General features: G+C 50.6%; 17 protein-coding genes. 11 read left to right on the top strand and 6 right to left on the bottom strand.

Features of this window, described 5'->3' with window-relative positions:
• Window positions 1-177 precede the first annotated feature (177 nt).
• Both ACJJJB_RS10080 and ACJJJB_RS10075 read left to right on the top strand, forming a co-directional pair.
• Entirely contained in the window at window positions 178-5,094 is a 4,917-nt protein-coding gene (locus ACJJJB_RS10080) for an NAD-glutamate dehydrogenase (protein WP_445366277.1), read from the top strand.
• Between the two features lie 116 nt (window positions 5,095-5,210).
• Entirely contained in the window at window positions 5,211-6,251 is a 1,041-nt protein-coding gene (locus ACJJJB_RS10075) for a quinone-dependent dihydroorotate dehydrogenase (protein WP_020413113.1), read from the top strand.
• Between the two features lie 128 nt (window positions 6,252-6,379).
• Here the strand turns inward: ACJJJB_RS10075 and rmf are convergent, their stop codons facing one another.
• A complete protein-coding gene (gene rmf / locus ACJJJB_RS10070) occupies window positions 6,380-6,631 on the bottom strand; it encodes a ribosome modulation factor (protein ID WP_020413112.1) in 252 nt (83 codons plus the stop codon).
• A 447-nt stretch (window positions 6,632-7,078) separates the two neighbouring features.
• Between rmf and rlmKL the strand changes: the two genes are divergently transcribed.
• A complete protein-coding gene (gene rlmKL, locus ACJJJB_RS10065) occupies window positions 7,079-9,268 on the top strand; it encodes a bifunctional 23S rRNA (guanine(2069)-N(7))-methyltransferase RlmK/23S rRNA (guanine(2445)-N(2))-methyltransferase RlmL (RefSeq protein WP_445366180.1) in 2,190 nt (729 codons plus the stop codon).
• An 82-nt stretch (window positions 9,269-9,350) separates the two neighbouring features.
• Here rlmKL and ACJJJB_RS10060 read toward each other — a convergent pair whose 3' ends face one another.
• Both ACJJJB_RS10060 and ACJJJB_RS10055 read right to left on the bottom strand, forming a co-directional pair.
• Window positions 9,351-11,729, bottom strand: coding sequence for a bifunctional serine/threonine-protein kinase/formylglycine-generating enzyme family protein (locus tag ACJJJB_RS10060; protein WP_445366179.1), 2,379 nt, complete (start codon window positions 11,727-11,729; stop codon window positions 9,351-9,353).
• 17 nt (window positions 11,730-11,746) lie between these two features.
• Entirely contained in the window at window positions 11,747-12,679 is a 933-nt protein-coding gene (locus ACJJJB_RS10055; RefSeq protein WP_282953257.1) for a PP2C family protein-serine/threonine phosphatase, read from the bottom strand.
• A 334-nt stretch (window positions 12,680-13,013) separates the two neighbouring features.
• Here ACJJJB_RS10055 and ACJJJB_RS10050 point away from each other — a divergent pair, with 334 nt between their 5' ends.
• Together ACJJJB_RS10050 and ACJJJB_RS10045 are read left to right on the top strand one after the other, a co-directional pair.
• Window positions 13,014-13,877 carry an FHA domain-containing protein gene (locus tag ACJJJB_RS10050; protein ID WP_445366178.1) on the top strand — a complete coding sequence of 288 codons (864 nt, stop codon included), beginning with the start codon at window positions 13,014-13,016 and terminating at the stop codon, window positions 13,875-13,877.
• Entirely contained in the window at window positions 13,877-14,134 is a 258-nt protein-coding gene (locus ACJJJB_RS10045) for a glutaredoxin family protein (protein ID WP_445366177.1), read from the top strand. Before ACJJJB_RS10050 ends, ACJJJB_RS10045 begins: the two co-directional genes overlap by 1 nt.
• Here ACJJJB_RS10045 and ACJJJB_RS10040 read toward each other — a convergent pair whose 3' ends face one another.
• Window positions 14,135-16,147, bottom strand: a complete 2,013-nt coding sequence (locus ACJJJB_RS10040) for a transglycosylase SLT domain-containing protein (protein ID WP_445366176.1) — start codon at window positions 16,145-16,147, stop codon at window positions 14,135-14,137.
• A gap of 158 nt (window positions 16,148-16,305) precedes the next feature.
• On the opposite strand from ACJJJB_RS10040, the gene ACJJJB_RS10035 reads away from it, so the two are divergent.
• Entirely contained in the window at window positions 16,306-18,177 is a 1,872-nt protein-coding gene (locus tag ACJJJB_RS10035; protein ID WP_445366175.1) for an ATP-binding cassette domain-containing protein, read from the top strand.
• 40 nt (window positions 18,178-18,217) lie between these two features.
• Here ACJJJB_RS10035 and ACJJJB_RS10030 read toward each other — a convergent pair whose 3' ends face one another.
• On the bottom strand, window positions 18,218-18,661 hold the full coding sequence (locus tag ACJJJB_RS10030) for a universal stress protein (protein ID WP_020413104.1): 444 nt from the start codon (window positions 18,659-18,661) through the stop codon (window positions 18,218-18,220).
• A 143-nt stretch (window positions 18,662-18,804) separates the two neighbouring features.
• Between ACJJJB_RS10030 and ACJJJB_RS10025 the strand changes: the two genes are divergently transcribed.
• The 4 genes from ACJJJB_RS10025 to ACJJJB_RS10010 all read left to right on the top strand — a co-directional run bounded on the left by ACJJJB_RS10025 (window position 18,805) and on the right by ACJJJB_RS10010 (window position 23,081).
• Window positions 18,805-19,329 (top strand): hypothetical protein, encoded by a 525-nt coding sequence (locus ACJJJB_RS10025; RefSeq protein WP_444946612.1) that lies wholly within the window; start codon window positions 18,805-18,807, stop codon window positions 19,327-19,329.
• Between the two features lie 215 nt (window positions 19,330-19,544).
• Entirely contained in the window at window positions 19,545-22,229 is a 2,685-nt protein-coding gene (gene topA / locus ACJJJB_RS10020; protein WP_444901443.1) for a type I DNA topoisomerase, read from the top strand.
• Window positions 22,230-22,718 carry a DUF6586 family protein gene (locus ACJJJB_RS10015; RefSeq protein WP_445366174.1) on the top strand — a complete coding sequence of 163 codons (489 nt, stop codon included), beginning with the start codon at window positions 22,230-22,232 and terminating at the stop codon, window positions 22,716-22,718. It abuts the gene before it with no gap.
• Between the two features lie 105 nt (window positions 22,719-22,823).
• The gene (locus ACJJJB_RS10010; RefSeq protein ID WP_020413100.1) at window positions 22,824-23,081 is read left to right on the top strand and encodes a hypothetical protein; all 258 of its coding nucleotides are present in this window, start codon (window positions 22,824-22,826) and stop codon (window positions 23,079-23,081) included.
• A gap of 77 nt (window positions 23,082-23,158) precedes the next feature.
• On the opposite strand, the gene lexA is transcribed toward ACJJJB_RS10010, so the two are convergent.
• Window positions 23,159-23,764: a transcriptional repressor LexA gene (lexA, locus tag ACJJJB_RS10005; protein ID WP_026305064.1), complete on the bottom strand. Its 606-nt coding sequence runs from the start codon at window positions 23,762-23,764 to the stop codon at window positions 23,159-23,161.
• Window positions 23,765-23,928: 164 nt separating this feature from the next.
• Between lexA and ACJJJB_RS10000 the strand changes: the two genes are divergently transcribed.
• On the top strand, window positions 23,929-24,567 hold the full coding sequence (locus ACJJJB_RS10000; RefSeq protein WP_020413099.1) for an LOG family protein: 639 nt from the start codon (window positions 23,929-23,931) through the stop codon (window positions 24,565-24,567).
• The last annotated feature ends 107 nt before the right edge of the window (window positions 24,568-24,674 follow it).

Here is a 24,674-nt window from a genome sequence, read left to right as displayed (position 1 = left end):
CACACTTGTTAAGCGACATAATTCGAGGAGGCTCTGGTGCCTTCCCGAAGACTAAGTGAAAGTTTAATTTTTAGGACTCTCTCCTGCAGCACACAGGGGATGAGATGACTATCTTTTCGGATCTACAGTCTTTGGATTCGATGTGACAAAAATGAGATTGGGAGGTTCCCCGTGAATATGGCGACGGTGATTACCGATAGCCGTGAGGAATTGGTGGCACAAATTTGTGAGCTGATTCGTGACAAGCTGGCGAGTGAAGCGGAGCCTGTTGTGGCTTTTGCGCAGCAGTTCCTGCACCAGTATCCACTGGAGGACCTGGAAGGCCGGCGCTTGGTGGATGTTTACGGTTGCATCTATTCCTGGTGGAACTTTATTCAGCAGCGCTCAGATGATTTACCTAAGGTGCGTATCTTCAATCCGCGTCTGGAGGATGATGGCTGGGAGTGTTCACATACGGTGATTGGCATCCTTGTACGAGATATGCCATTTCTGGTTGACTCGGTACGTATGGAGGTCAACCAAAGAAATACGGTTATTCACTCGATCAAGAGCACAGTCTTGCATCTTGAGCGCAATGCCGGCGGTAAATTGAAGCACTTGCTTCCGCCCCGCGATGAATCTCTCGATCTCTCTTATGAGCACGTTTCAGGAAAAGAGCACAAACCCGCCAAGGGCTCTAAGTTGCTCAATGAGGCGCTGATTTATATTGAGGTAAATCACGATACCTCAACAGAGTTTGCCTCCAGTTTGTCGTCGGCATTAAAGGATATACTTGGCGATGTAGAGCTGGTGGTCGATGATTACGCGCCAATGCTCGAGACCTGTAGTGCGATGGAGGGCCAGTTGCGTGCGGGGCTATCCGAAGATGAAACTAATTTGCTGGAGGCTTGTGCCTTCATGCAATGGATGCGAGATGGCAACTTCACGTTTCTTGGGTATCGGGAATATGAGTTTAGCCAGGTAGGTGATAAGAAAATTCTCAGCGAGGTGGAAGATCGCCGCCTGGGGATTTTCAAAAAGTTGGAAGAAGCTGCAGCCCCCATGCCTGAGACAGCGTTTAGCGAAGGTAAGCAGCGCTTTTATCAAGGCCCCAACTACTTAACTTTTGCCAAGTCCTCAGTTAAATCCCGAGTGCATCGCAGCGCTTATTCTGACTATGTGATGGTCAAACGCTATAACGCTGAAGGTGAGGTGATTGGAGAGTCTGCCTTTATGGGGCTCTATACCTCTCCGGTTTACACTGAAAGCCCGGCGAAAATACCGATTATACGCCGCAAGATGGCTTCTATGATTGAGTCCAGTGGTCTTTCCGGTCATGGTCACGACGGTAAGGCACTGCGTAGGATTCTGGATACTTTTCCCCGCGATGAATTGTTCCAGGGCAGTACCCAGGAGTTATTCGATGTAGTCATGGGGGTGCTGAGCTTAAATGAACGCGCGCATATCCGCTTGTTTATGCGTCGCGATCCATTCGGCAAATTTGTCACTGCAACAGTGTATGTACCGCGGGAACAGTTCAGCAGTAGTGTACGTGAACTGATTTGCTCCCATATTGCCAAGGCGATCAAGGCCAAGGATTCAGACTTCACTACCTTTTTCTCCGAGTCGATTCTCGCCCGGGTGCACTTTGTTTTCCGTGTTTCACCCGATGAGCCTGTAGATATAGATGTGGCGCTGTTGGAGGCGCAGATTGTGGATATAACCCGCTCCTGGGAAGATGTATTTCAGAGATCACTTATTGACAGCAGCGGTGAGGAAGAGGGCAATCGTCTTTTCCGCATCTTTGGCCGTGCCTTCCCCGCTGGCTACCGAGAGGATTTTGAGCCGCGAATTGCCGTACAGGATGTAGCTGCGATCCAAGGGCTCAGTGAAAATAATCGGGTGGCAATGAGTTTTTACCAGCCGGTTGGTGCGGCCCAGGGCAGCCTGCGTTTTAAAGTGTTTAACTGGGGTAGCGGCCTCACTCTTTCCGATGTAATCCCTGTGTTGGAGAACCTCGGCTTAAGGGTAATTGGTGAATTCCCCTATACCATTCGTCCCTGTGGTGGGACCGATGTATGGATGCACGAATTCCACCTGGAGTTCGGTTTGCCCACCAAGATTGATGCACAGGCATCCCGGGGTTTATTCCAGGACGCCTTTGCCGCTATTTGGAATCATACCGCCGAGAGTGATGCCTTTAATCGCCTGGTACTTGCCGCGCGTTTGAACTGGCGCGAAGTATCCATGCTGAGAGCTTACGCTCGCTACCTCAAGCAGACCAAATCCAGTGCCAGTCAGAGTTATATTGCCGCGACTCTTGCCAACCACGTGGAAATCACCCGCAACCTGGTAGCTCTTTTCCGTGCCCTGTTTGATCCGCGACTCAGCACTGGCAAGCAGGAGCAGACACGGGTTGAGCGTTTGATTAGCAAGATTCACGACAATCTCGATAGTGTCGAAAACCTGAATGAAGACCTGGTGTTGCGCCGCTATCTGGAGCTGATACTTGCGACTTTGCGTACCAACTTCTTCCAGACTGACGCAGAGGGTGAGCCTAAAGATTACATCTCAATTAAATTCAGCCCGCGGGATATTCCCGGTATCCCGGAGCCACGTCCTGAATTTGAAATTTTTGTCTACTCGCCGAGGGTAGAGGGGGTGCATCTACGTGGCAGTAAGGTGGCACGCGGTGGCCTGCGCTGGTCGGATCGCTTGGAAGATTTCCGTACAGAAGTGCTAGGGCTGGTTAAAGCCCAGGCGGTAAAAAATGCAGTGATTGTGCCCAGCGGAGCGAAGGGAGGCTTTGTGATGCGTCGTCCGCCGGCGGACGGCAGTCGCGAAGCTCTGATGGAAGAGGGTATTGCCTGCTACAAAACATTTATCCGTGGATTATTGGATATTACCGATAACCTGAAAGATGGTGAGATAGTGCCGCCTAAGCTGGTGGTGCGCCGAGATGAGGATGATCCCTACCTGGTCGTGGCTGCTGATAAGGGAACTGCAACTTTTTCTGATATTGCCAATGGCATCGCTGAGGATTATGGCTTTTGGCTGGGCGATGCCTTTGCCTCAGGTGGTAGCCAGGGGTATGACCATAAGAAAATGGGAATCACCGCCCGGGGTGCCTGGGTGTCGGTACAGAGACACTTCCGTGAAATGGGAGTGGATGTCCAGCGAGAGGACTTTTCCGTAGTGGGAATCGGTGATATGGGAGGGGATGTGTTCGGTAATGGCATGTTGCTGTCTGAACATATTCGCCTGAAAGCCGCTTTCAACCACATGCATATTTTTATTGACCCAAGCCCGGATGCCGCCTCGAGTTTTGAAGAGCGCAAGCGCTTATTTGATTTGCCGCGCTCAAGTTGGCGCGATTATAACCGTGACCTGATCTCAAAAGGTGGCGGTATCTTTGAGCGCCGTGTAAAGGCAATCAAGATTACTCCGGAGATGAAGGAAGCCTTCGATATTAAAGAAGATCAACTTACACCCAATGAGTTGATTAGTGCGCTGCTGCGAGCACCGGTAGATTTAATCTGGAACGGTGGTATTGGCACTTATGTTAAAGCAGCTACCGAATCAGATGCAGAAGTTGGGGACAAGTCCAATGACCACTTGCGCGTGAATGGTCTTGAGCTGCGTGCCAAGGTCTTTGGTGAGGGCGGTAATTTGGGTATGACCCAACGTGGGCGAATTGAATTTGCGCTTAATGGTGGTCGCTGTAATACCGACTTTATTGACAATGCTGCCGGCGTGGACTGCTCGGACCACGAAGTGAATATCAAGATTCTGCTCGATAAGGTTGTGGCTAGTGGAGACCTGACCGACAAACAGCGAAACCAGTTGCTGCATGGCATGACTGACTCTGTGAGCGATCTTGTGCTGCACAATAACTATGATCAGACTCGAGCCTTGAGCGTGGCTGAGTACCAGGTTTCCAAGCGCTTGGATGAATATCGCCGCACGATTAACACGCTTGAGGATGATGGCCGTCTGAATCGCGCATTGGAGTTTATCCCTGACAATGAACAGATTTCTGAACGCGTGCACAAAGGGCAGACCCTAACAAGGCCAGAACTGTCGGTATTGATCTCCTATGTGAAGGTGAAGCTCAAAGAGGAATTGCAAGGCGCAGAGATTACCGACAACCCCCGCGTGCGCGAAGCTGTAGAGTCCGCCTTCCCGGCAGAGCTGGTTAAGCGCTATAAAGAGCAGGTTTACGAGCATCCACTCTTGCGCCAGATAGTATCCACCCAGGTGGCGAACGAACTGGTCAACAGTATGGGTATTACCTTTTATAACCGCATCAGTACGGCTACCGGCGCAGATGTAAATGATGTTGCAGCAGCTTATGTCAGTGCCCGCGATGTCTACAAAATGCCGGAGTTTCAGGAGCAGCTGGCGGAACTGGATTACAAAGTGCCCGCTGAGCTGCAAACTGAACTGCTGAATTCAATGATCGGCCGGGTTCGACGCGCTACGCGCTGGTTCCTGCGCAATCGTCGCAGTGAGCTGGAGCCGGCACAAAACTGCGAGTTGTTCCAGGAGTCGGTGCAGCGGGTAATCAAGGCTTTGCCAAAAGTCTTGAGCGGCGACCCTCTCACCGAATGGGAGCAGCGTTACCAGAAGCTGCTGGAGGCAGGGGTACCAGAATCTTTGGCGCTATTGTCGGCATCACCCACTTATCTGTACTCAGCCCTCGGTATTTCCGAGTCGGCCCGCGCCAGCGAGAGACCGGTAGAAGAGGTGGCCACTGTCTATTTCAGGCTCTCTGATGAGTTGAATTTGCACTGGTTTGGTAATCTGATCGTGGATTTGCCGGTGGATAGTTTCTGGCAGGCACAGGCCAGGGAAACCAGTATGGATGATCTGGATAGCCAACTCTCGACGCTGGCAGTGAACATTATGCGCTTGGCCGGCGATGAGAAATTGGATGTAGATAGTGCAATGTCGCGCTGGAGCGCTATCATGGCGCCAGCTATTCAGCGTTGGCACAATATGATTGCCGAGTTGAAGGCTTCCGCTGTCAGTGATTTTGCGATGTTCACCGTGGCCCTGCGCGAGTTAATGTACCTCGCCCATGCCACTGCTGATCGCGAAGATCTGGCAGAGTAAGCTAGCCAGGCTTGCTGAGAGGCCACCCTTGGGTGGCCTCTCGTTTGTATGCTAAAACACATGGCTCCACTTGTTGCCATCTGGTGGGTGGGGCTGGCTCCTATTTAAGGAAAGGTATGTATTCGACTCTGCGTAAAGCTTTGTTTGCGCTCGACCCTGAGCGGGCCCACCACCTCTCATTGGATGCGATCGGTGCCGCCGAGCGCCTCGGCTTAATGTCCCTGTTTAAGAAGCCGATAGCGCACGATCCGGTAGAGCTGATGGGGTTGACCCTGCCCAACCCTGTGGGACTGGCCGCAGGTCTGGACAAGAATGCGCAGGCTTTCAACGGATTGGGGGCTTTGGGCTTTGGTTTTGTAGAGGTGGGGACTGTGACTCCCCGGCCACAGCCCGGCAACCCTCTACCGCGATTGTTTCGAGTAGAAGAGGCTGACGCCATTATTAATCGCATGGGGTTCAATAACCTTGGCGTTGATTACCTGATCGAGCGTGTAAAACATCGCCGCTACAAAGGTGTACTGGGTATCAATGTGGGCAAGAACTTCGATACACCGGTGGAGAAGGCCGCAGATGACTACTGTCTGTGCATGGAGAAAGTCTATCGCTATGCCGATTACATTACTGCCAATGTATCCTCTCCCAATACCAAGGGACTGCGCGACCTGCAGTTTGGCGACAGCCTCAACCGGTTACTGGGAAGTATCAAAGACAAGCAGATGCAGTTAGCTCAAAAGAGCGACCGCTATGTGCCGGTGGCTGTGAAGATTGCTCCGGATATGGATGGTGATGCCATTGCGCAGATTGCCGAAGCGCTGTGTGAATACAGCATTGACGGTGTAATCGCGACCAATACGACTATCGATAAATCATTGGTTTCCAATCTGCCGCATGGTACGGAGGAGGGGGGACTTAGTGGCAAGCCACTGCAGCAGCGTTCCACCCAGGTGATTGCCCAGCTATCCGAGGCCTTGGAAAAGCAGATACCAATTATTGGTGTTGGTGGCATTTTCGATGGGGATAGTGCTGCTGAGAAAATTCGCGCTGGGGCTACAGCTGTACAGGTATATACCGGATTTATTTACCGTGGGCCTAGGCTGATTCGTGAGGCAGTGGAGGCTATTGCGTTGGAGCGCCGCCGTCGCTCGGAAGATGATTAGAGGTCGAAGCGCCCAGCCTGAGAAATTCTGATTGAGCTGGGTGGTGAGCAAATGTTTAGCGCGCCTGCATAGAGGCGCACTATCTATTTTGGGCTTGGTTTTGTAGATAAACGCTCAGGTTATGTGTTCTAAATAGTACTCCACCCATCGGGATACTGAATATCGGTGGAAATAGCGCCATAGATCTCCAATTTTTGCGCCTTTGTAATCCTATCAAAGCCGTTCCAGTAGTCTTCCCGCCCTTCACGCCAGCCGTTTACCCATTCCTGATGGGGATCGCTTTCGACAAAAGGGCAGCTGTCAATGGACTTATTGTTTAGGGCGGCCAAATAACCCTTGTAGAAGGCCCTGTCGGCGTGATTGCGTTTTTGGCGTCTCATCAATACGGCACCTCTGCTTGTAGATGTTCGGATTGCTACGCGGCGTGATGGATGCTCGTTACAGTTTTATTGCATCAATATTTTGAGTCTAGTGAATCTTTCCTTCGGGCAGCCACGTACGATTCCTGTCACTCCTCCACATTCCAAGAATACTGTGAAGGTGGGGCGATCGGAAAATCTGACTCAGTAACCTGTGAGTGGTATTAATTTGGGCATAAAAAATCATATGACTAAATGGACACTGTGTTCCAGGAGGCGCCTGGCGTAGGCGGAGCCGAGCCAAAATGGGATAATCGCGCCAGAAAGGTGGCGATTTTAAATAGCTGAGAGGAAGGTGACCCCAATTTTCTGATGGCTGCGCAACCTCTTTTTCAAATTGGCACCTACAGGTGCGAAATCCCCCATTTTGCAGGGGTTAATTGAGTAATAGTTTTGACAGACCCTCATATGGAAGAATTTCAGTTTACTGCGACTTGTCCCAAAGGCTTGGAGAGCTTACTTGTCGGGGAATTGCGCACTCTAGGTGCTGATATCAGGCGGGAGCAGCCTGCGGCAGTGCATTTCTCTGGCTCTCTTGAGGTAGCCTATCGTTGTTGCCTCTGGAGTCGCCTGGCGAATCGTATTTTGTTGCAACTGGAGCAAGTTCGTATCAGCAGTGCAGATGACTTGTATCGGGCCGTTGCTGCACAGCCCTGGGAACAACATATCCGGCCGTCTGGCAAGCTTTGGCTGCAGTTTTCGGGGACAAACCGTGAGATTCGCAATAGCCAGTTTGGGGCACAAAAGACCAAGGATGCCATTGTCGATCGCCTGCGTAACCAGACCGGTGCCAGACCAACAATTGATAAACATCATCCAGATCTCACGGTGGCTTTACGTCTCAACCGCGACAAGTTAGATATTGCTGTCGATCTCAGTGGTGATAGCTTGCACAAAAGAGGTTATAGAACCCATATTGGCGCGGCACCCTTGAAGGAAAACCTGGCTGCGGCGTTGCTTTTGCGTTCTCGATGGCCTCAGATCGCAGCTGATGGGGGAGCGCTGCTGGATCCAATGTGTGGTTCTGGCACCATTCTGATTGAGGCAGCCATGATTGCGGCAGATATCGCTCCAGGGCTCTTTCGAGAGAGCTTTGGTTTTGAGCGTTGGCTCAATCATCAAAGTGATATCTGGAATAACCTGCGGGAGGAAGCACTACAGCGCCGCGCCGCAGGCATGGAAAAGAAACTGCCGGAGATTCGTGGCTATGATGCGGATGCGAAGGTGCTATTTGCTGCCGAAGCTAACATCGACCGGGCGGGCCTTGAGCGCCAGGTTAGGGTTAGCTGTCGCCCTGTAGGATCCTTTAAGGTGCCAAGCCATCGAGAGGTTAAACCCGGTTTGGTGCTGACCAACCCGCCCTATGGCGAGCGCCTGGGTGAGCAAGAGGCCCTGCGCGAAACTTATGCGGAGCTGGGCCGCCAACTAAAGTCGGAATTTGCCGGTTGGCAGGTTGGTGTTTTCACTGGTAATCCCGAATTGGGCTACTCCACCGGGTTGCGTTCTCATAAACATTACCAGCTATATAACGGCAGTATCCCCAGCCAATTATTGCTATTCCAAGTACACCAGCAGAGTGAATCGGGCCAAGTGACTGACAGAGCGCGTAAGCTGTCCGCCGAAGCTGAAATGGTGGCCAACCGCCTGCGTAAAAATCTGCGAACTACCGGCAAATGGGCAAACAGAAATGGTGTTGATTGCTACCGCCTTTACGATGCAGATTTACCTGAGTATTCAGCGGCGGTGGATTTGTACAAAACCATAGATGGAACTCTGTATGCGCACCTTCAGGAGTATCGCCCTCCGGCCAGTATTGATGAAGGAAAAGCCCGTAATCGACTGCGTGATTTGCTTCGAGCTGTTCAGTGTGTTCTGGAGTTGCCCCGTGCAAATATCAGTATCAAAGAGAGACGTCGCCATAGTCACAAGAGTGGACAAAAGGGAGGTGGCCAGTACCAGAAGCAGGCAAAAGCGGGAACTACTCTGTGGGTGCGAGAGTATGGTGCAGAGTTTGAAGTCGACTTGTGGAGCTATCTCGATACTGGGCTGTTCCTCGATCATCGTCCTGTGCGCAAGTATCTGCGTGAACTAGCCTCTGGTAAGAAGTTTTTAAATTTGTTCTGCTACACCGCCAGTGCGACTGTACAGGCGGCCAGGGGGGGCTGTGTGCAGAGTACTAGTGTGGATATGTCTAGAACATATCAATCCTGGGCTGCGCGTAATTTCCGTGCGAATAATATGGACCCCTACAAACACCAACTGGTAGAGGCGGACTGCTTGCAGTGGCTGATGTCAGCACAGCAAAATCGTAAAGGACACTACGACCTTATCTTCCTTGACCCCCCGAGTTTTTCTAATTCTGCCAAGATGCGTGGAGTATTGGATGTCCAGCGCGACCACGGGAAGCTGGTACGCCAATGTATGGCTTTACTGGCACCGGGGGGAACCTTGGTTTTTTCTAATAACCTGCGCAGCTTTAGGATGGATGAGGATGTAACCAGGGACTTTTCTGTTAAGTGCCTGCAGTTGCTGGATAAGGATTTCCAAAGAAATCCGAAGATTCATAATGTGTGGGAGATTCGGTCTACACACCAGTAGCAGGTGGCCAGTGAAGCTCTAATTTTACTTAAAGCCCGAGAGAGAAAATCACTCGGGCTTTTTTATTTCTTAGGGTATTTATTCAGTTGAGTTCCATTACCACTCGAATGCCAACATCTTTGTTGCGGCTGTGGTCATTAAGCCCCTTGCGGTAATCTGCTCCAATTTTGTTTGCCGGATCACGCATTGATCCCCCGCGAACACTGCGTAGCTTGCAATTGGCCATTTCCAGTGGGCGGGCGCTGCTCTGATTTATATCGTAGCCAGGTTGGTAACAGTCCTGAACCCATTCTGCAACATTGCCTGCCGTGTCAAATAATCCAAATGGATTGGCCTGGTAGTGGCCTGTTGGCCCTGTTTTCGCACTAAACAGGTTATTGAATTCGCTATTGCAACCACGTCGACAATTAGCCTTACCGCGTGCATCACTGCTCCCCCACCAGAGTGGCTGAGTGCTGTTACCTCTTGCTGCATACTCCCATTCAGCTTCGGAGGCTAACCGGTATTTAAGTCCTGTCTCCCTGGATAGCCATTCGACATATCTCTGGGCATCTTGCCAACTCACATTGATAACCGGCCTGCCTTTGCGACCCCAGCCAGTATCATTTGGTTGGGCGTTACCGGTGGCAAGCGCAAAGCGATCATACTCGTCGAAGGTAATTTCATGAGTGGATATGGCAAATGCTTTTTCAATTTTCACTTGGTGAGCAGGGCTACTGAAACTATATCGATTGCTGCCCATAGTAAAGCTGCCTGCGCCTACAACCACCATTTTGGGGCCCTGGCCCCCTGAAGATAAATTGGAGCGAATTTTTTTGCCAGCAAAGTAGGCTTTATTGAGTTTTATCGATAGTGCAATATCCCGATCCTCAATTTCGATCCAGCGGCGAACCCTGGTAAATCCTTTTTTACTTATTTCCAGGTCATATCTTCCTGGTTCCAGCTGAATTCCCGGCTCATAGCGCGGAGCAATGTTCATGATACGAATACGCGTATCCGTGGGAATTGTATTGACATTAAGAGCGAAAGATTTTGGGTTTTGTTTTTCGCGTGGTACTTCTTCAGTAAAAGTGTTTTCTGGTCCCTCAGGTAAAATTAATGCACTGGAAGCCTCTGACGTGGAGGTTTTCGAAACTTGATTTGTTCCGTGCGGCTCCTGGCTAAAGCTTGCTGACGGGGAGGGTGAATCGGTAGGCAGGATGATCCCCCTTGCCGATTCGGCAGTGTCGTTTTCGGCGAAGCTAGTGTTTTGGTCTCCGAGAGTATTGATTCCGAGGAGATTGGCTGAGAAATCGCCGGCCTCATCTAAAAATGGCAACCCAGTTCGCCAATGGGTATTAGCGCTGATCAGACTGAAAATACCCAAAAAGATAATCAGGGAAGCAGTGAGGACTCCGCTCATAAGCCAGGGGCGTCTATGCCTGTTAGGTTCACTGAGTAGCTGACGTAGGCGTACCAGAGTATCCTGCTCTGTGCGCCCTGGGTTTGTACTCTCTGGATCTGATTTGGTTTGCAATAGGCTGGTTAAACGATCACCGAGGCTGCTGAATAAAGTGAGTAGCAGGGCGCGAGCCAGGCTGGATACGCCGAGGGAAGCATTATTCAATTGGCTAATTTGGTGGCCTGGTTTGCCAGCAAGCGTAGCAACCAATTGGTCTGAGGCATCTGCCACATCCAACCCGCGTTGAAATCGTCTACTGGGGTCTTTAGCGAGGAATTGTTCAATTAACGGTTGGTACAGCGCGTGGCGCGCCGGCAATTTGGGAATAGGGTCGGTGAGGTGCTTGATAGCAATGGCCACGGCTTCTTCAGCTTGGTAAGGTACTGCACCGGTTAACATTTCGTAAAAAACTATACCGAGACTGTACAAGTCTGCACGGCCGTCGATAGCAGCACCGCGGGCCTGCTCTGGGCTCATATAATAGGGTGTTCCCACCACCATGCCGCTATTGGTCATACGAGTGGTGTGAGCCACAGCCCGTGCTACTCCGAAATCGCTCAGTACTGCAGAGCCGTCCTCCCGAAACAGGATATTCTCTGGCTTGAGATCCCGATGCACGTAGCCTTTGCTATGGGAGTGGTCTAATGCCATAGCGATCTGTCGCACGACATTTAGGGCCTCCAGCGGATCCAGTGGACCTTTTGCAAGTCGTTCGGATACTGAACCGCCTGGCATATAATCCATGGCGATATAGTTGAGACTGCGATAGCGGCCGATATCGTGAATGCCAACAATATTGGGGTGAGACAGTTGCCCGACAATGTTGGCTTCTCGCTGAAAGCGCTCGCTAAAAATGGGGTCGGCATTCAAAACCGGTGACATAACCTTCAGGGCCACCTGGCGTCCTACGCTACGTTGGATCGCCAAATACACTGTGGACATACCGCCCTGATTTATTTTTCTGACGATTCGATAGCCAGGTATTTGCAGCGGCGAGTTGCCGCCATTAATGGCTTCCATTATGTGCTGCTGCTCAGTCACATCAGGTGGGGAAGCCCAATTGCCAGGGTAACAATGGTTCCCGCAGCAATAAGTAAGACTGACAGAATTTGCCAGATTTTTTTCTTGTTTGCCTCCACTTCACGGGCTTGGTCGAAATCCTCTGGGAGAATGTTGGGGTTCGTTATGAAAGTGGGGGCTTGGGGAGGGGCGTCTATAATTTGTACGGTTATGTTGTCTTTGCCACCAGCGTCAAGGGCGGCGCTGATAAGAAGATCTACTATCCGTTGATTATCGGTATTCTCTGCGATGATTCGTGTAATCTTCTCATTTGCCACTTCCGAGCTCAGGCCATCGCTGCAGAGGAGTAGTTTTTGACCCGCGGCCCAGCGATAGGAAACTCGATCTACTTCTAATTTGGGGTTAGTACTGCCACCGATACATCGTGTGATTACATGGCGGTTAGGATGATTAGCTGCTTCTTCAGAATTTATTGCGCCTGAGTCCATGAGCATCTGGACATAGGAGTGGTCACTGGTTAACTGGCTGAACTCACCATTTTGCTCATTTGGCGTCCATAAATAGGCGCGACTATCGCCTACCCAGTAAATATGAAAGTAATCTCCTTCCTCGGCGAGAACAACAGCAGTCGATCCCATATTGGCGGTACTATGTTCGTCGCCTAGGAGTAGGGCGTGGGCTTTCTGCAACGCTCGTTCGTAGTGGCGGTCGGTAGATGCGGACTGGGCAATTTCCTCTACGACAGTTTTACTGGCAAGCTCTCCAGCATGATGGCCGCCGAGGCCATCAGCAACAACCCAAATGCCTTTCTGCTCATCTGCCCAGTAGGCATCTTCATTCTGTTCACGCCGGTAGCCAGGATGGGTGGAGCCTGCACTACGTATAGTGCCTGGTGTGCGCTGAACTACTTCGCTTTGCCGCGATACTTCGCGTACTTTGGCTTCACTCACTGGCGTGCAACTACCTGTAATGTATTCTCAATTCGATCGATGGTGATGGCCAGCTCTAAGGCCGACTATCTCTTTCATATGATGCTGCAAGTGTACTTTAAATAACCACACCTGTGACAGCGACAATGGTCATCCCTGTATTGGCTGAATACTAGACTTTTGTGCCGCAGTAAGCTGCAAACCCAATCACACGCTAATGATATCGCCCATGTTAAAATCATTAGCAACTCTAAAAAGGGCTTATTACAGTTGCTTACAGTGCCTCGTTTTAAAGCAATTTTACTGGGATAGCGCCTATTTTTTAATGTCTATTTCGGGCTGAGGAGCGATAACAATGCTCAAACTTTGTGATGTAAAAGACCCGAGCCAGAGTGTTTGGCTGGTTTCACCTGGAGTAACTGTAGGACGTGATCAAGGCTGTGACTTTTCTATTGCTGACGACTCCGTAGCGAAGCTGCACTTGAAAATCGTGGTAAAGGGAGAGCAATTAACTCTCGGCAACACTTCTGGAGGCTCCCGGGTTCTGGTCAACGGCAAACCTATAGAGGCTGCTTGCCGGTTAAAACTTGATGATCAAATCACTGTTGGTACCCGTATACTTAAAATTATTGACCCCAAAGTGACTAAGCTTAAATCTGCTGGGGCTAAAAATGTGGCCTGGGCATTGCGGGCGAATCACCGAGCTATTGCCGGTAAGGTTTTCCCGGTGAAAGACAGCTCGGTTATTGGCCGCTCGGATGAGTGCGATATCGCCTTTTCACTATCCCATTTATCACGTCGCCACGCTCGTTTGGAAGTGCGGGAGGGGTTACTGTTTGTTGTCGACCTTGGTTCGGCGAATGGAACTTATGTTAACAACCGAAGAATCACAGAGTGTCGTGTGCGCAGAGGCGATGATCTGCGCTTTGATACCCTCAGTTTTTCTGTAGTAGGGCCCACAGATGATATTGATCGGACTGCAGTGCGTCCGGCCCTCCCGGAAATGGAGATCATGAAGCCTGTTGCAATGTCCTCTGGCGGTTCGGAGGCTGTAGATGTTACCCAGCCCTCTTTTGTTACTCCGGGCGGTGAACTGCAAGATATTCCCATAAGTAATGAGACCGATCGCAGGCCAGGTATTCGATTTTTGGGCCTGATTTTATTATCGGTAGCGAGTGCGGCTGCTTATTATTGGGCGAATACCCAGGGGGTTATCTGATGAGTGCATCTGCTGAGTTGATGCTTTATACCACCCTTGGTTGCACCTTGTGCGAAAAGGCCAAGTTGGAAATTTGGCCTTTGCTTAAACAGTATGGGTTGCGACTGAAGGAGGTTGATATCGCCGATGATGATGAACTCTTTGAGCGATTTCATTTGTCAATTCCAGTCGTTGGCCTTGGCAACCCTGATGATGTACGCGCTTGGCCATTCAGCCAGTCTCAACTGGATGAGTGGCTAGCGCAACGCTTAATTTAATCAGAGTTTGGTCCGGGACTCGTTCTCCCTGAGTAGTTGCAATTTGGTACCGCTGCGATAAGCGTAAATTACCGTATAAGCCAGTACATTTTGTACGTAGTTGCGCGTTTCACTGTAGGGGATAGTTTCAATCCAGACATCGTGAGGCAGGCGTTTGCGGGTTTCTTTCAGCCATTTCGCTACCCGGGTTGGTCCCGCATTATAGGCAGCGGCAGCGAGGAATCGATTATTATCAAATCGGTTGAGCAAGGTGCTCAGGTAAAAACTACCCAAAGCAATATTGGTACTGGGGCTCAGTAAATCCCAACTGCGACGGTAACGCACTCCGGCACGCCGTGCTGTGGCACGGGCAGTGGAGGGGAGTAACTGCATTAGTCCCAGGGCGCCGGAATTGGATTTTGCATCGTGGCTAAAATGGCTTTCCTGGCGTGCAACTGCATAGATCATGTAAGGCTCAAGTGGCGTGCTTTGTTGACCAATCTGGGCACTGACATCGCGCACTATATCCGCAAAGGCCAGGGGGAAGCGCAATTCCAGGTCATCTAAGTAGTCGGCCGCGAGTACTGACTGTATGGATTTGTGATACCAGCCCCAGGCACTGGCGACCTTGCCGGCTGCAAGTAGCTCTTCATGACTCATGGCTCTAGTGGCATAACTCCACTCCCTGCGCGCGTGAAAGAGTTCACCAATAGCTTGTAACTCGCGGGCACGCTGTAGGCCGGGGCGATTAGCCATCTCTTTTACTTGCACTGGTGTGATTGGGGCGGGACGGTGAACGAAGCTGTAATTCTGTCCCAGAGCATCGGCGGCGAGAAAACCATAATAACTGCGTTCCCGCGCGGCTTTGCGGTATAGGACTGAGGAAGCCTCTGATCGCTCTTTGCCATAGAGCTCATCCAATGAGCGGGCTTTCCAGTAGAGCCAGCGGTCATGCTGTTGAGTTTCTTGAGGTAGTCTGTCGATCCAGAATGCGACTTGTTCCCAGTCCAGCTCCCGTAGCGACTGCCGCGCTAGCCACTCGATAGAGCGATTATCGTTGATCGTGTGTCTTTTTGTCAGGCGTAACAGGCCGGGCATATCCTCTTGACGTGCATATTGACGCGCCAAGTGACGGAGCATGTCATTCTGTTCCGCATCACTGAACAGAAGGCTGGCACTGTAGCGCTGCCAAGCTTGTTCAGCGCTTGCTGCATCTTTGCGGGCCAACCTGAGTAAACCGTGCAGGATAATATCTTTATTTTGCTTTGGGTTGCCTAGAAATTTGGAATAGTTGAGCAATTGTTTGGGGGACTTGTGCACTTCGCGTAATAGCGCTGCTTTGCGGCTATAGGAATCCTCCATCTTCCTGGAGATATAGGCTGCAAGCGGCAAGTTCCCCTCTTTAATCGCGAGTAGGTGGCGTTTCCAGGCCATATCCTGAGTGAGGCCTCCATCTCGTATCCAGCGGGTAAAGACTGGGTCACACTCCTTAGCTTGGGAGTGCCCAACCAGCCAAAGTTCTCCTACAAGACGGTAGGCCTCTTCCTTGCTGCCGTTACGGCTTAGAGCATCGGCGTAATAACAGCGCAGACTGGCGCGATTATTTTTCTCAGGTTCGTAGTAGTTTAAGAAAGTGTCAAATTTGCGTTGTTTGCCAAGCTCTTTAAGTAGCCTGACCCGCATCCAGTCACCTATAGCACTGCTTTCATTTTCGGTCAGAAATTGGTCAATTTCTTTTAAGGGCAGTTGGCGTAACTTTCTGCTGATGGCCCAATATTCAAGATACGGAGCCAGCGGATAGTTTTTTAGTTGGTTTTTCAACTCTCGTAGCTGATGCTGGTTGTTGTGCTTGATCGCAAGCCGGGCGCTACGCAGCTTCTCACGCTGGTTGGCAATGACCACCGGTTGCTCAGTTGATCCCTTCTCCCGCCCCTGTTCACGGACTTCGGTCAAAGCAGATACTGGAATAGCAAGGAAGCTCCAAACAAGTAAAAGTGAGATGAGTAGGGTCAATTGCTTTGTGTCGGCTGTCATCAAAGTTACCCTGTTAAAATTTGCGCCCTTGCAAGTTTGCGAGACGGCTCGGTAAAAAAGCGTAAAATAGCGGATTTTCCACAGGACCCGTAATAACAGTTTCGCGTATTTCATCTTGCGGATCCATTTTCCGGGTTTGTTAATTGTAGTGCCTAATTATGTTGCTTCTTTTGGATGGGGTTAGTCTCCGCTATGGGACCCAAGTACTTGCCGACAACGTCAGTGCAAAAATTGAGCGAGGTGATCGCATTTGTTTAGTGGGCCGAAATGGGGAGGGAAAGTCTAGCCTGTTACGATTGATAGCGGGGCAGGTGGACCCTGATGGCGGAGAAATCGTCCGGGCCAGTGGTATGGTAATGGCGACATTGGAGCAGGAGTTGCCGGTGGGCTGTACTGACTCCGTTTACAGCTATGTTGCTAAGGGGTTGGGTGAAATAGGTACAGTGTTGGCTGATTATCGTGATACCCCCACTGCTGAATTGCAAGGGCGCATAGAAGCTGGCCACGGATGGGACCTATTACCACGTATTGACAGTGTCCTGGATCGTTTGGGCCTTTCAGCAGATGAGCGGGTAGCAGACCTCTCGGGGGGGTGGCAGCGTCGTGCAGCCCTGGCCCGAGCACTGGTGACTGAACCCGATTTACTGATTTTGGATGAACCCACTAACCATCTGGATATTGCTGCGGTGGAGTGGCTTGAAGGATTCCTGGCCAACTATCGAGGCGCCCTGCTTTTCGTCAGCCATGATCGGGCGCTGGCGCAGAGGCTTTCCAGTGCAGTATGGGATCTGGACCGTGGTCACCTTCGTGTATTTCGCTGTCAGTTTGAGCGATACCAGGAAGAAAAGGAGAAGCTCCTGGAAGAGGAAGCGAGAAACGATGCCCTGTTCGACAAGAAGCTTGCTCAAGAGGAAGCTTGGATTCGCCAGGGTATCAAGGCGCGTCGAACCCGTAATGAGGGGCGTGTCCGTGCTCTGCAAGCACTGAGGCGTCAACGAGAGGCGCGCCGGAGCCAGCAGGGTATTGCCCGGATGTCCCTGGATAGTGGGGAGCTGTCCGGCAAGCTGGTGGCGGAGTTAACCGATGTTTCCTTTGCTTACCCAGGTGAGCCCTCCCTGATTCAGGATCTCTCCTTCACCCTGTTGAGGGGTGATAAAGTCGGCTTGATCGGCCCCAATGGTGTCGGCAAGAGTACCTTGATTCGCGTGTTGCTAGGGGATTTGAAACCGCAATCCGGTCATGTACGCCTGGGTACCAAGCAACAGGTGGCTTACTTTGATCAGCGCCGTGATCAGCTCAACCCTGAACTTACGGTATTGGATAACATTGCTGAGGGACGGGACTCCGTAACTGTTGGCGGCAAAAGTCGTCACGTTATGTCCTATTTGTCGGATTTTCTCTTTAGTGGAGTTAAGGCCAGAACAAAGGTTGGCGCTTTAAGTGGAGGAGAGCGTAATCGAGCCCTTCTTGCAAAATTGTTTAGTCAGCCTGCCAATATCTTGGTACTTGATGAGCCTACCAATGATTTGGATGTAGAAACCCTGGAGCTGCTGGAGAAGTTGTTGCTGGAGTTCAGTGGTACCGTGTTACTGGTGAGCCATGATCGTGCTTTCCTGGATAATGTGGTGAATTCCTGCCTGGCTTTTGAAGGTGATGGGCGAATTTGTGAATATGTGGGTGGCTATGGAGATTTTATTCGTCAGGGAGGCAATTTTGCGGCGGATGCAAAAGTAGATAAACAAGAGACAAAGCCAGTAGAGACCGACTCGAAGTCTGCAGTAAGGGAAAAGGCGCCAGCAAAGAAAAAGAAGCTGAGTTATAAATTACAACGGGAGTTGGATAGCCTGCCCGCTCTGATTGACCAGCTTGAAGATGAAATTAGCGCTATTGAGATGGAGGTGGCCGAACCTCAATTTTATCAACAGGAGCAAACCCTGGTTCAGGCGCGCCTCAACTTGCTCGCAGAGAAGCAATCGGAGCTGGAAGCTGCTTTTGAGCGTTGGTCTGAACTTGAAGGTGGTGAAGAATAAGCGAGGGAATGGGCTGTTTTTGATACAGCCCATTATTTAATTACTCGTCATCTATATGCACTCTTACAGCCAGCACATCGCACTTGGCACCATGCAAAACCCCGTTAGCGGTTGAGCCAAGTAAGAGTGCTAGCCCATGGCGGCCGTGGCTGCCGATAATAATCAAGTCAGCTTCCAGGTCTTTGGCTAGGCGGTGAATTTCAGTCGAGGGTTGTCCCAGAATCACATGCTGTCTTTCGGAGGGAATGTTGAGCGGTTGTGCGGCTTTTTGTAGCTGTTCCTTGGCTTGGCTTTGAAGTTGGTCCTGAACTTCAGACAGGTCCATGGGGATATCCCCGCCATAGGCAAAAGTCAGCGGCTCAATGGCATGAACCAAACTGAGCTCAGCTCCAAATGCTCCGGCCAGTGCGGCGGCCTTATCCAGTACTTGGGAGGATTCCTCCGAGAGGTCCAGTCCAACCAAAATTTGTTGGTATTTCGCCATAATTTTTACTCCTGTCCCTTATACGTGCTCTTTGGGTGCACTTTTCGACAGACATTTTCAGTCTACCGTAAAAAAAACTGATTGACATAGATCACACAAGGCACCGCACAATAGTCATTTATTTCTACCTCTAAGGAGCCGTTATGTCCCAGTGGTTGCCGGTGATTATTATTGGCTTTGCCATCGCGCTGGTATTGGGGCCGGTGATGTGGCTAAAACCCAATCAACGTGACTCCCGCTTGGCTGATCTGCGCGGTCGAGCGGCGCAGAAGGGGATTACAGTGCAGATCCAGGCACTTCCCCCCGCGCTTGATAAAGGCACTGCTGCGGTTTATTACTACCGGTGGAATGACCGCAAGAGGTTGCAAATTGGTTGGACCCTCCAGCGCCAGCGGGTGGAGCATGAGCTGAACTTTGCCGGGAGTTGGGATTGGAGTAATGGTCGTGCTGCACCCAAGGCGGCATGGGAATATCTGCACAAATTACTCGACGCGATACCCTCCGGAAGCTATGCAGTTATTGCTACAGATATCGGATTGGGGGTGCAGTGGAGTGAAAATGGAGGTGATAAAGCCTTTGAAAAGCTCTCTACCTCTTTGGCGGAATACACCCCCCATATAGAAGAAGCAATACGTAAAGTGAGCCAGATAAAACTCCCGGAAGACTAGGTCTTCAAGGGGGGTACGGCTGCCGAAATTTGGCGTCGGAAGGCACTCTCACAAGTGGTTTTGAGGGGCAATTAATCCTGACTTGGTACGGAAAATTGTCAGCTTTGCTTGACCCCGCAGGAAGTGAGGCTTATATATTCGCGCAGCACAGGTCCGATGAAGGGACCTGAAAGGCTTCGGATAGCAGTAAAATTTTCATTTGAAATCAAAGGCTTATGGGTAAATCACTGGTCATCGTCGAATCACCGGCCAAAGCGAAAACGATCAACAAATACCTCGGTAAGGACTTCGTTGTGAAGTCCAGTGTCGGTCATATTCGCGATTTGCCAACCGGTGGGGGTAACAAGCAACCCGTAGACGCGAAGGAGCGTGCGCGGCGTGCAGCTGAAACTCGCAAGCTCTCCCCTGAGGCAAAGGAAGCTTACAAGCGCAAGAAAAACCGCGAGCAGCTTATCAAGCGTATGGGCATCGATCCCGATCACGGTTGGCAGGCGCACTATGAGATTCTACCGGGCAAAGAAAAAGTCGTAAGTGAGCTGCAGAAGCTTGCTGAGAGTGCCGACCACATCTACCTCGCGACGGATTTGGATCGCGAAGGGGAGGCTATTGCCTGGCATTTGCGCGAGGCGATAGGCGGCAATGATGATCGCTACCGACGTGTAGTTTTTAATGAGATTACCAAGTCGGCAATCCAGGAGGCTTTTAAAGACCCTGGGCGTTTAAATATCAACCGGGTTAATGCCCAGCAAGCTCGCCGCTTTCTCGATCGTATAGTTGGGTATATGGTGTCGCCCCTGCTTTGGGAAAAGGTAGCGCGGGGGCTCTCCGCTGGACGCGTACAGTCTGTTGCTGTGCGCTTGGTAGTTGAGCGTGAACGTGAAATTCGTGCATTTATTCCTGAAGAGTATTGGACCCTATTTGCAGATACGGCGACACATAAAGCAAACAAACTGCGCCTTGAAGTAAAAAAACAGGCTGGCGAGGTATTCCGTCCCACTAACGAGACTGATGCCAGTAGTGCTGCGCAGAAGCTGCAATCCAGTGAGTTTGTAGTCAGTGGTCGTGATGATAAGCCAACCAGTTCCAAGCCTGGCGCTCCCTTTATTACTTCGACACTGCAGCAGGCTGCGAGTAATCGCCTGGGCTTTAGTGTCAAAAAGACCATGACCTTGGCCCAACGCTTGTATGAAGCCGGCCACATCACCTATATGCGTACTGATTCAACCAACCTCAGTAAGGAGGCGGTTGAATCGGCGCGTGAATATATTGGTGAAAATTACGGTGGTAAGTATCTTCCTGACACACCGAACAGCTACAGCAGCAAGGAAGGTGCCCAGGAAGCTCACGAGGCAATTCGTCCATCTGATGTTCGTATTGCGCCAAATATGCTTTCCGGAGCTGAACGGGATGCGGAGCGACTCTATAACCTGATTTGGCAACAGTTTGTTGCTTGCCAGATGACACCCGCTCAATTTACCTCCACCTCGATAGTGGTGACAGCAGGGGAGTTTGAGCTTCGCGCACGAGGCCGTGTTATTCGCTTTGATGGCTTCCTTAAAGTGGCTCCTCCCGCTGGCAAAAAAGACGAAGACCTTGTGTTGCCGGATGTGAAGGTCGGGGATAAGTTGGCTTTGGAAAAGCTGGACCCGAAACAGCACTTCACCAAGCCCCCAGCCCGTTTCAGCGAAGCAGCCCTGGTAAAAGAGCTGGAAAAACGTGGTATTGGCCGCCCCTCTACGTATGCTTCGATTATCTCCACCATCCAGGATCGCGGATATGTACGGTTGGAGAACCGTCGCTTTTATGCAGAAAAAATGGGCGATATCGTTACCGATCGCCTTAGTGAGAGCTTCAAGAACCTGATGGATTATGGGTTTACCGCGAATCTTGAGGAATCCTTGGATGCGGTGGCCGATGGAGATAAGGGTTGGAAACAGTTACTTGATGAGTTTTATCAGGACTTTTCCTCGCGCCTTGAGAAGGCACAGTCAACTGACGAGGGCATGCGCCGCAATACCCCGACAGATACGGACATTGAGTGCTCAAAGTGCGGCCGCCATATGCAGATTCGAACCGGCTCCACAGGAGTTTTCCTGGGGTGCTCCGGTTATGCTTTACCACCCAAGGAGCGTTGCACCAATACCATGAATCTGGTTTCTGGTGATGAAGCGGTGGATGCAGATAAAGATGAAGAAGCAGAATCCCGGCTGCTGCGTGAGAAGCGCCGTTGTGCCATATGTGGTACAGCGATGGATAGTTACCTTGTCGATGAACACCGCAAGCTGCATATCTGTGGTAACAATCCGGATTGCAGTGGCTATGAAGTGGAGCAGGGAACTTTCAAAATCAAGGGTTATGATGGCCCAATTATCGAGTGTGATAAATGCGGCAGTGATATGCAGCTAAAGTCCGGTCGCTTTGGAAAATACTTCGGTTGTACCAATGAAGCTTGTAAGAATACCCGTAAGCTTTTGAAAAATGGCCAACCGGCTCCCCCGAAAATGGATCCGGTATCTATGCCAGAGTTGGCCTGCTTAAAAGTGGAGGATCACTATATCCTGCGTGATGGGGCTTCGGGTTTGTTCCTTGCTGCCAGCCAGTTCCCTAAAAATCGTGAAACTCGCGCACCACTGGTGAGGGAGTTGCTCCCGCATAAGAGTGAGATTGATCCTAAATACACTTTTCTGTTCTCTGCTCCTGTTGAGGATGATCAGGGACGGGATACAGTAATTCGTTTTAGCCGCAAGACCCAAGAGCAGTATGTACAGTCTGAGGAGGAGGGCAAGGCAACGGGGTGGCGAGCCTTCTACCGCGATGGTAATTGGCAGGTTGAGGCCGGCAGTAAGGCTACCACAGCGAAGCGCAAGCCAGTGCGTAAAAAAATAGCTGCAAAAAAGTAAATGAGTAATCCTTTTACAGGGCAGGTTGCCTCGGCTCTGCGCAAAGCCCAGCTGTTACTGCAGCTGACCAGTGATGTGTCACCGCTGCAAAGTGCCGCACTTGAGGAGGCGGTTGTGTTGCAGCTCTGGAAAGCATACAGAGCTTTTCTTGTTGAGCTTTCGCATCAGCTGCAGCTGGGTTTTGAGCCGGAGTCCCTTCAGATGATAGCTGACAGCCTTGAGACTCAGGGTAGGGCCAGTAATGAGGTGAAAGAGTTACAGCAATTGAATGAGCAGCCCGATAGTTGGCTAAATCAGCTGCTGCAAGCCTGGACTTTGCTAATGTCTTTGCCGTCAAATACTGAGGTTAAGCGCGAAGCGCCCAATTTGATACCGATACATAATGTTGGTCGGGAACCGGTAACAATTACCGTTCAAGGGCTCACGCAATGGCATAAATCTATGGTTGAGTTGATTCGTAGGCAGCGGGCCAATCTGGAAGAGTGTTAGCCGCAGGTACTTTCGTACCATGTTTCTCAGCTTTTAGGCCCCTGATACTTCTAATTTGCCTGTGGTACACTGTGCGCAAACTGATGTGCAGTGAAGGAAAAGCGAATGTCCTCCGAAACTTTCGAAATTATTGAGCTGGCCAATGGCGATGTGGCATTGCGTCGTGCTGGTCACAAGGAGGACCCTCTGGTGAGTATTCATTTCTCAGCTGAGAGTCTACAATTCCTGAGAAAACACAAAGTGGCTGTTGCGCGCGCAATGCTGGAAGCAGGTATAGAAACTGTACAGAATTTGGATGATCTGGAGCCTGGTTACTTTGAAGAAGAAGATGAGTCGATGCCGGTTAACCATACTATCCATTGATTGAATGGTTAATAGAGATATGATTCAACAGCGGCCATTGGCCGCTGTTGTTGTTTTAGCTTTGAGATTAATACAGGTTATGGTGTTTGACGAATGACGCCTACTGCCAAGCCTTCGATCACAAAGTTCTTATCCCGCATATCCACCTGGATAGTTTCAAAGTCTTCATTCTCTGGCAGCAGTTGAACAGTCGCTTGATTACCTTTGCGGCGGAAACGCTTAACAGTTACTTCCTCGTCAATTCTCGCTACGACAATCTGTCCATTCCTGACTTGCTCAGTTTTCTGTACTGCAAGCAAATCCCCATCCAGAATCCCCGCATCGCGCATACTCATTCCATGAACCCGCAATAGGAAGTCTGCAGGGGGGTGAAAGAAGCTGGCAGGAAGGTCGCAGTAATCCTCAATATGCTCTGTAGCAAGAATTGGGTTGCCTGCGGCTACACGCCCGATAATGGGAAGCCCCGACTGGTGATCGGGGATACGAATTCCACGTGAGGCGCCGGCAACCATCTCAATGGCCCCTTTTCGCGCCAGTGCTTTCAGGTGCTCTTCTGCTGCATTTGGTGAGCGGAACCCCAGTTCCTGAGCGATTTCCGCTCGAGTGGGAGGGTAGCCAGTATCATCGAGATAGGCTTTGATGAGCTCTAATACCTGAGCCTGGCGTGCGGTGAGATTGGTCATAGATTTACCTAGCTTTTCTGTATTTATATACAGTTGCTGGGATTATATACAGAATTAAGCTTCACGCAATCCTAACACCCGCCTCTTCATAAGCTGCTACATTGTTTATGAAAACAAGTAATGAGAGTAATCGTTGAAAGATCTGACAACGAGGGAAAAAAATAATGTTAGATGTGAAAATGCCAGAGGCATGGCGGGTTCTGCGGATTCAGTCCGAGTTGGTTGATGGAATAGAGCGCCTGGTAGCGCTCAGTGGAGCAGTAACAGTTTTTGGAGGGGCGAGGTTTACCGAGGATAGCCCTGAATATCAACAGGGGGTAAAGCTGGGAGAGCTGTTGGCTGCGGAGGGGGTGCCCGTGATTACAGGTGGAGGGCCCGGCCTTATGGAAGCCTGTAATAGAGGAGCCTTCGATCAGCCAGGCACCTCCATTGGGTTAAACATAGAGCTGCCTTTCGAGCAGGCGGCGAATCCATACCAGGATATCAGTTTAAATTTTCGTTATTTCTTTGTTCGTAAATTTATGTTTGTTAAGCATGCAGTAGGCTTTGTGGGCTTGCCTGGTGGCTACGGAACGCTGGATGAACTGTTTGAAGCGCTGACATTGGTGCAGACACAAAAGGTCCGTCGCTTCCCCATCGTGCTTGTGGGTAAGCGCTATTGGGCAGGACTCTACAACTGGTTGGTAGATACAGTACTTGAACGAAATTGTATTGATGCCAGTGACCTGGATTTATTTCATATCGTGGATACCGTCGAAGAGACAGCGGACCTGATTATGAAATATATGCGGACCAGGGACTGATCAAACGCGACTCTATAAATGCCAACATCTGATACTGAAAGCTCCACAATGAGTTGGCCAGTGATCTAATGGGTTTCGTAGTCTAGTCAGCTCAATTCAAATTTTCT

This window comes from Microbulbifer variabilis (assembly GCF_052468405.1).
Note: the sequence above shows the minus strand (reverse complement) of the source record. Positions and strands in the feature narration are given on the sequence as shown.

Coding starts and splice junctions, on each gene's coding strand:
- ACJJJB_RS10080 (WP_445366277.1), top strand. CDS start 178: ATGGCGACGGTGATTACCGATAGCCGTGAGGAATTGGTGGCACAAATT.
- ACJJJB_RS10075 (WP_020413113.1), top strand. CDS start 5,211: ATGTATTCGACTCTGCGTAAAGCTTTGTTTGCGCTCGACCCTGAGCGG.
- rmf (WP_020413112.1), bottom strand. CDS start 6,631: ATGAGACGCCAAAAACGCAATCACGCCGACAGGGCCTTCTACAAGGGT.
- rlmKL (WP_445366180.1), top strand. CDS start 7,079: ATGGAAGAATTTCAGTTTACTGCGACTTGTCCCAAAGGCTTGGAGAGC.
- ACJJJB_RS10060 (WP_445366179.1), bottom strand. CDS start 11,729: ATGGAAGCCATTAATGGCGGCAACTCGCCGCTGCAAATACCTGGCTAT.
- ACJJJB_RS10050 (WP_445366178.1), top strand. CDS start 13,014: ATGCTCAAACTTTGTGATGTAAAAGACCCGAGCCAGAGTGTTTGGCTG.
- ACJJJB_RS10045 (WP_445366177.1), top strand. CDS start 13,877: ATGAGTGCATCTGCTGAGTTGATGCTTTATACCACCCTTGGTTGCACC.
- ACJJJB_RS10040 (WP_445366176.1), bottom strand. CDS start 16,147: ATGACAGCCGACACAAAGCAATTGACCCTACTCATCTCACTTTTACTT.
- ACJJJB_RS10035 (WP_445366175.1), top strand. CDS start 16,306: ATGTTGCTTCTTTTGGATGGGGTTAGTCTCCGCTATGGGACCCAAGTA.
- ACJJJB_RS10030 (WP_020413104.1), bottom strand. CDS start 18,661: ATGGCGAAATACCAACAAATTTTGGTTGGACTGGACCTCTCGGAGGAA.
- ACJJJB_RS10025 (WP_444946612.1), top strand. CDS start 18,805: ATGTCCCAGTGGTTGCCGGTGATTATTATTGGCTTTGCCATCGCGCTG.
- topA (WP_444901443.1), top strand. CDS start 19,545: ATGGGTAAATCACTGGTCATCGTCGAATCACCGGCCAAAGCGAAAACG.
- ACJJJB_RS10015 (WP_445366174.1), top strand. CDS start 22,230: ATGAGTAATCCTTTTACAGGGCAGGTTGCCTCGGCTCTGCGCAAAGCC.
- ACJJJB_RS10010 (WP_020413100.1), top strand. CDS start 22,824: ATGTCCTCCGAAACTTTCGAAATTATTGAGCTGGCCAATGGCGATGTG.
- lexA (WP_026305064.1), bottom strand. CDS start 23,764: ATGACCAATCTCACCGCACGCCAGGCTCAGGTATTAGAGCTCATCAAA.
- ACJJJB_RS10000 (WP_020413099.1), top strand. CDS start 23,929: ATGTTAGATGTGAAAATGCCAGAGGCATGGCGGGTTCTGCGGATTCAG.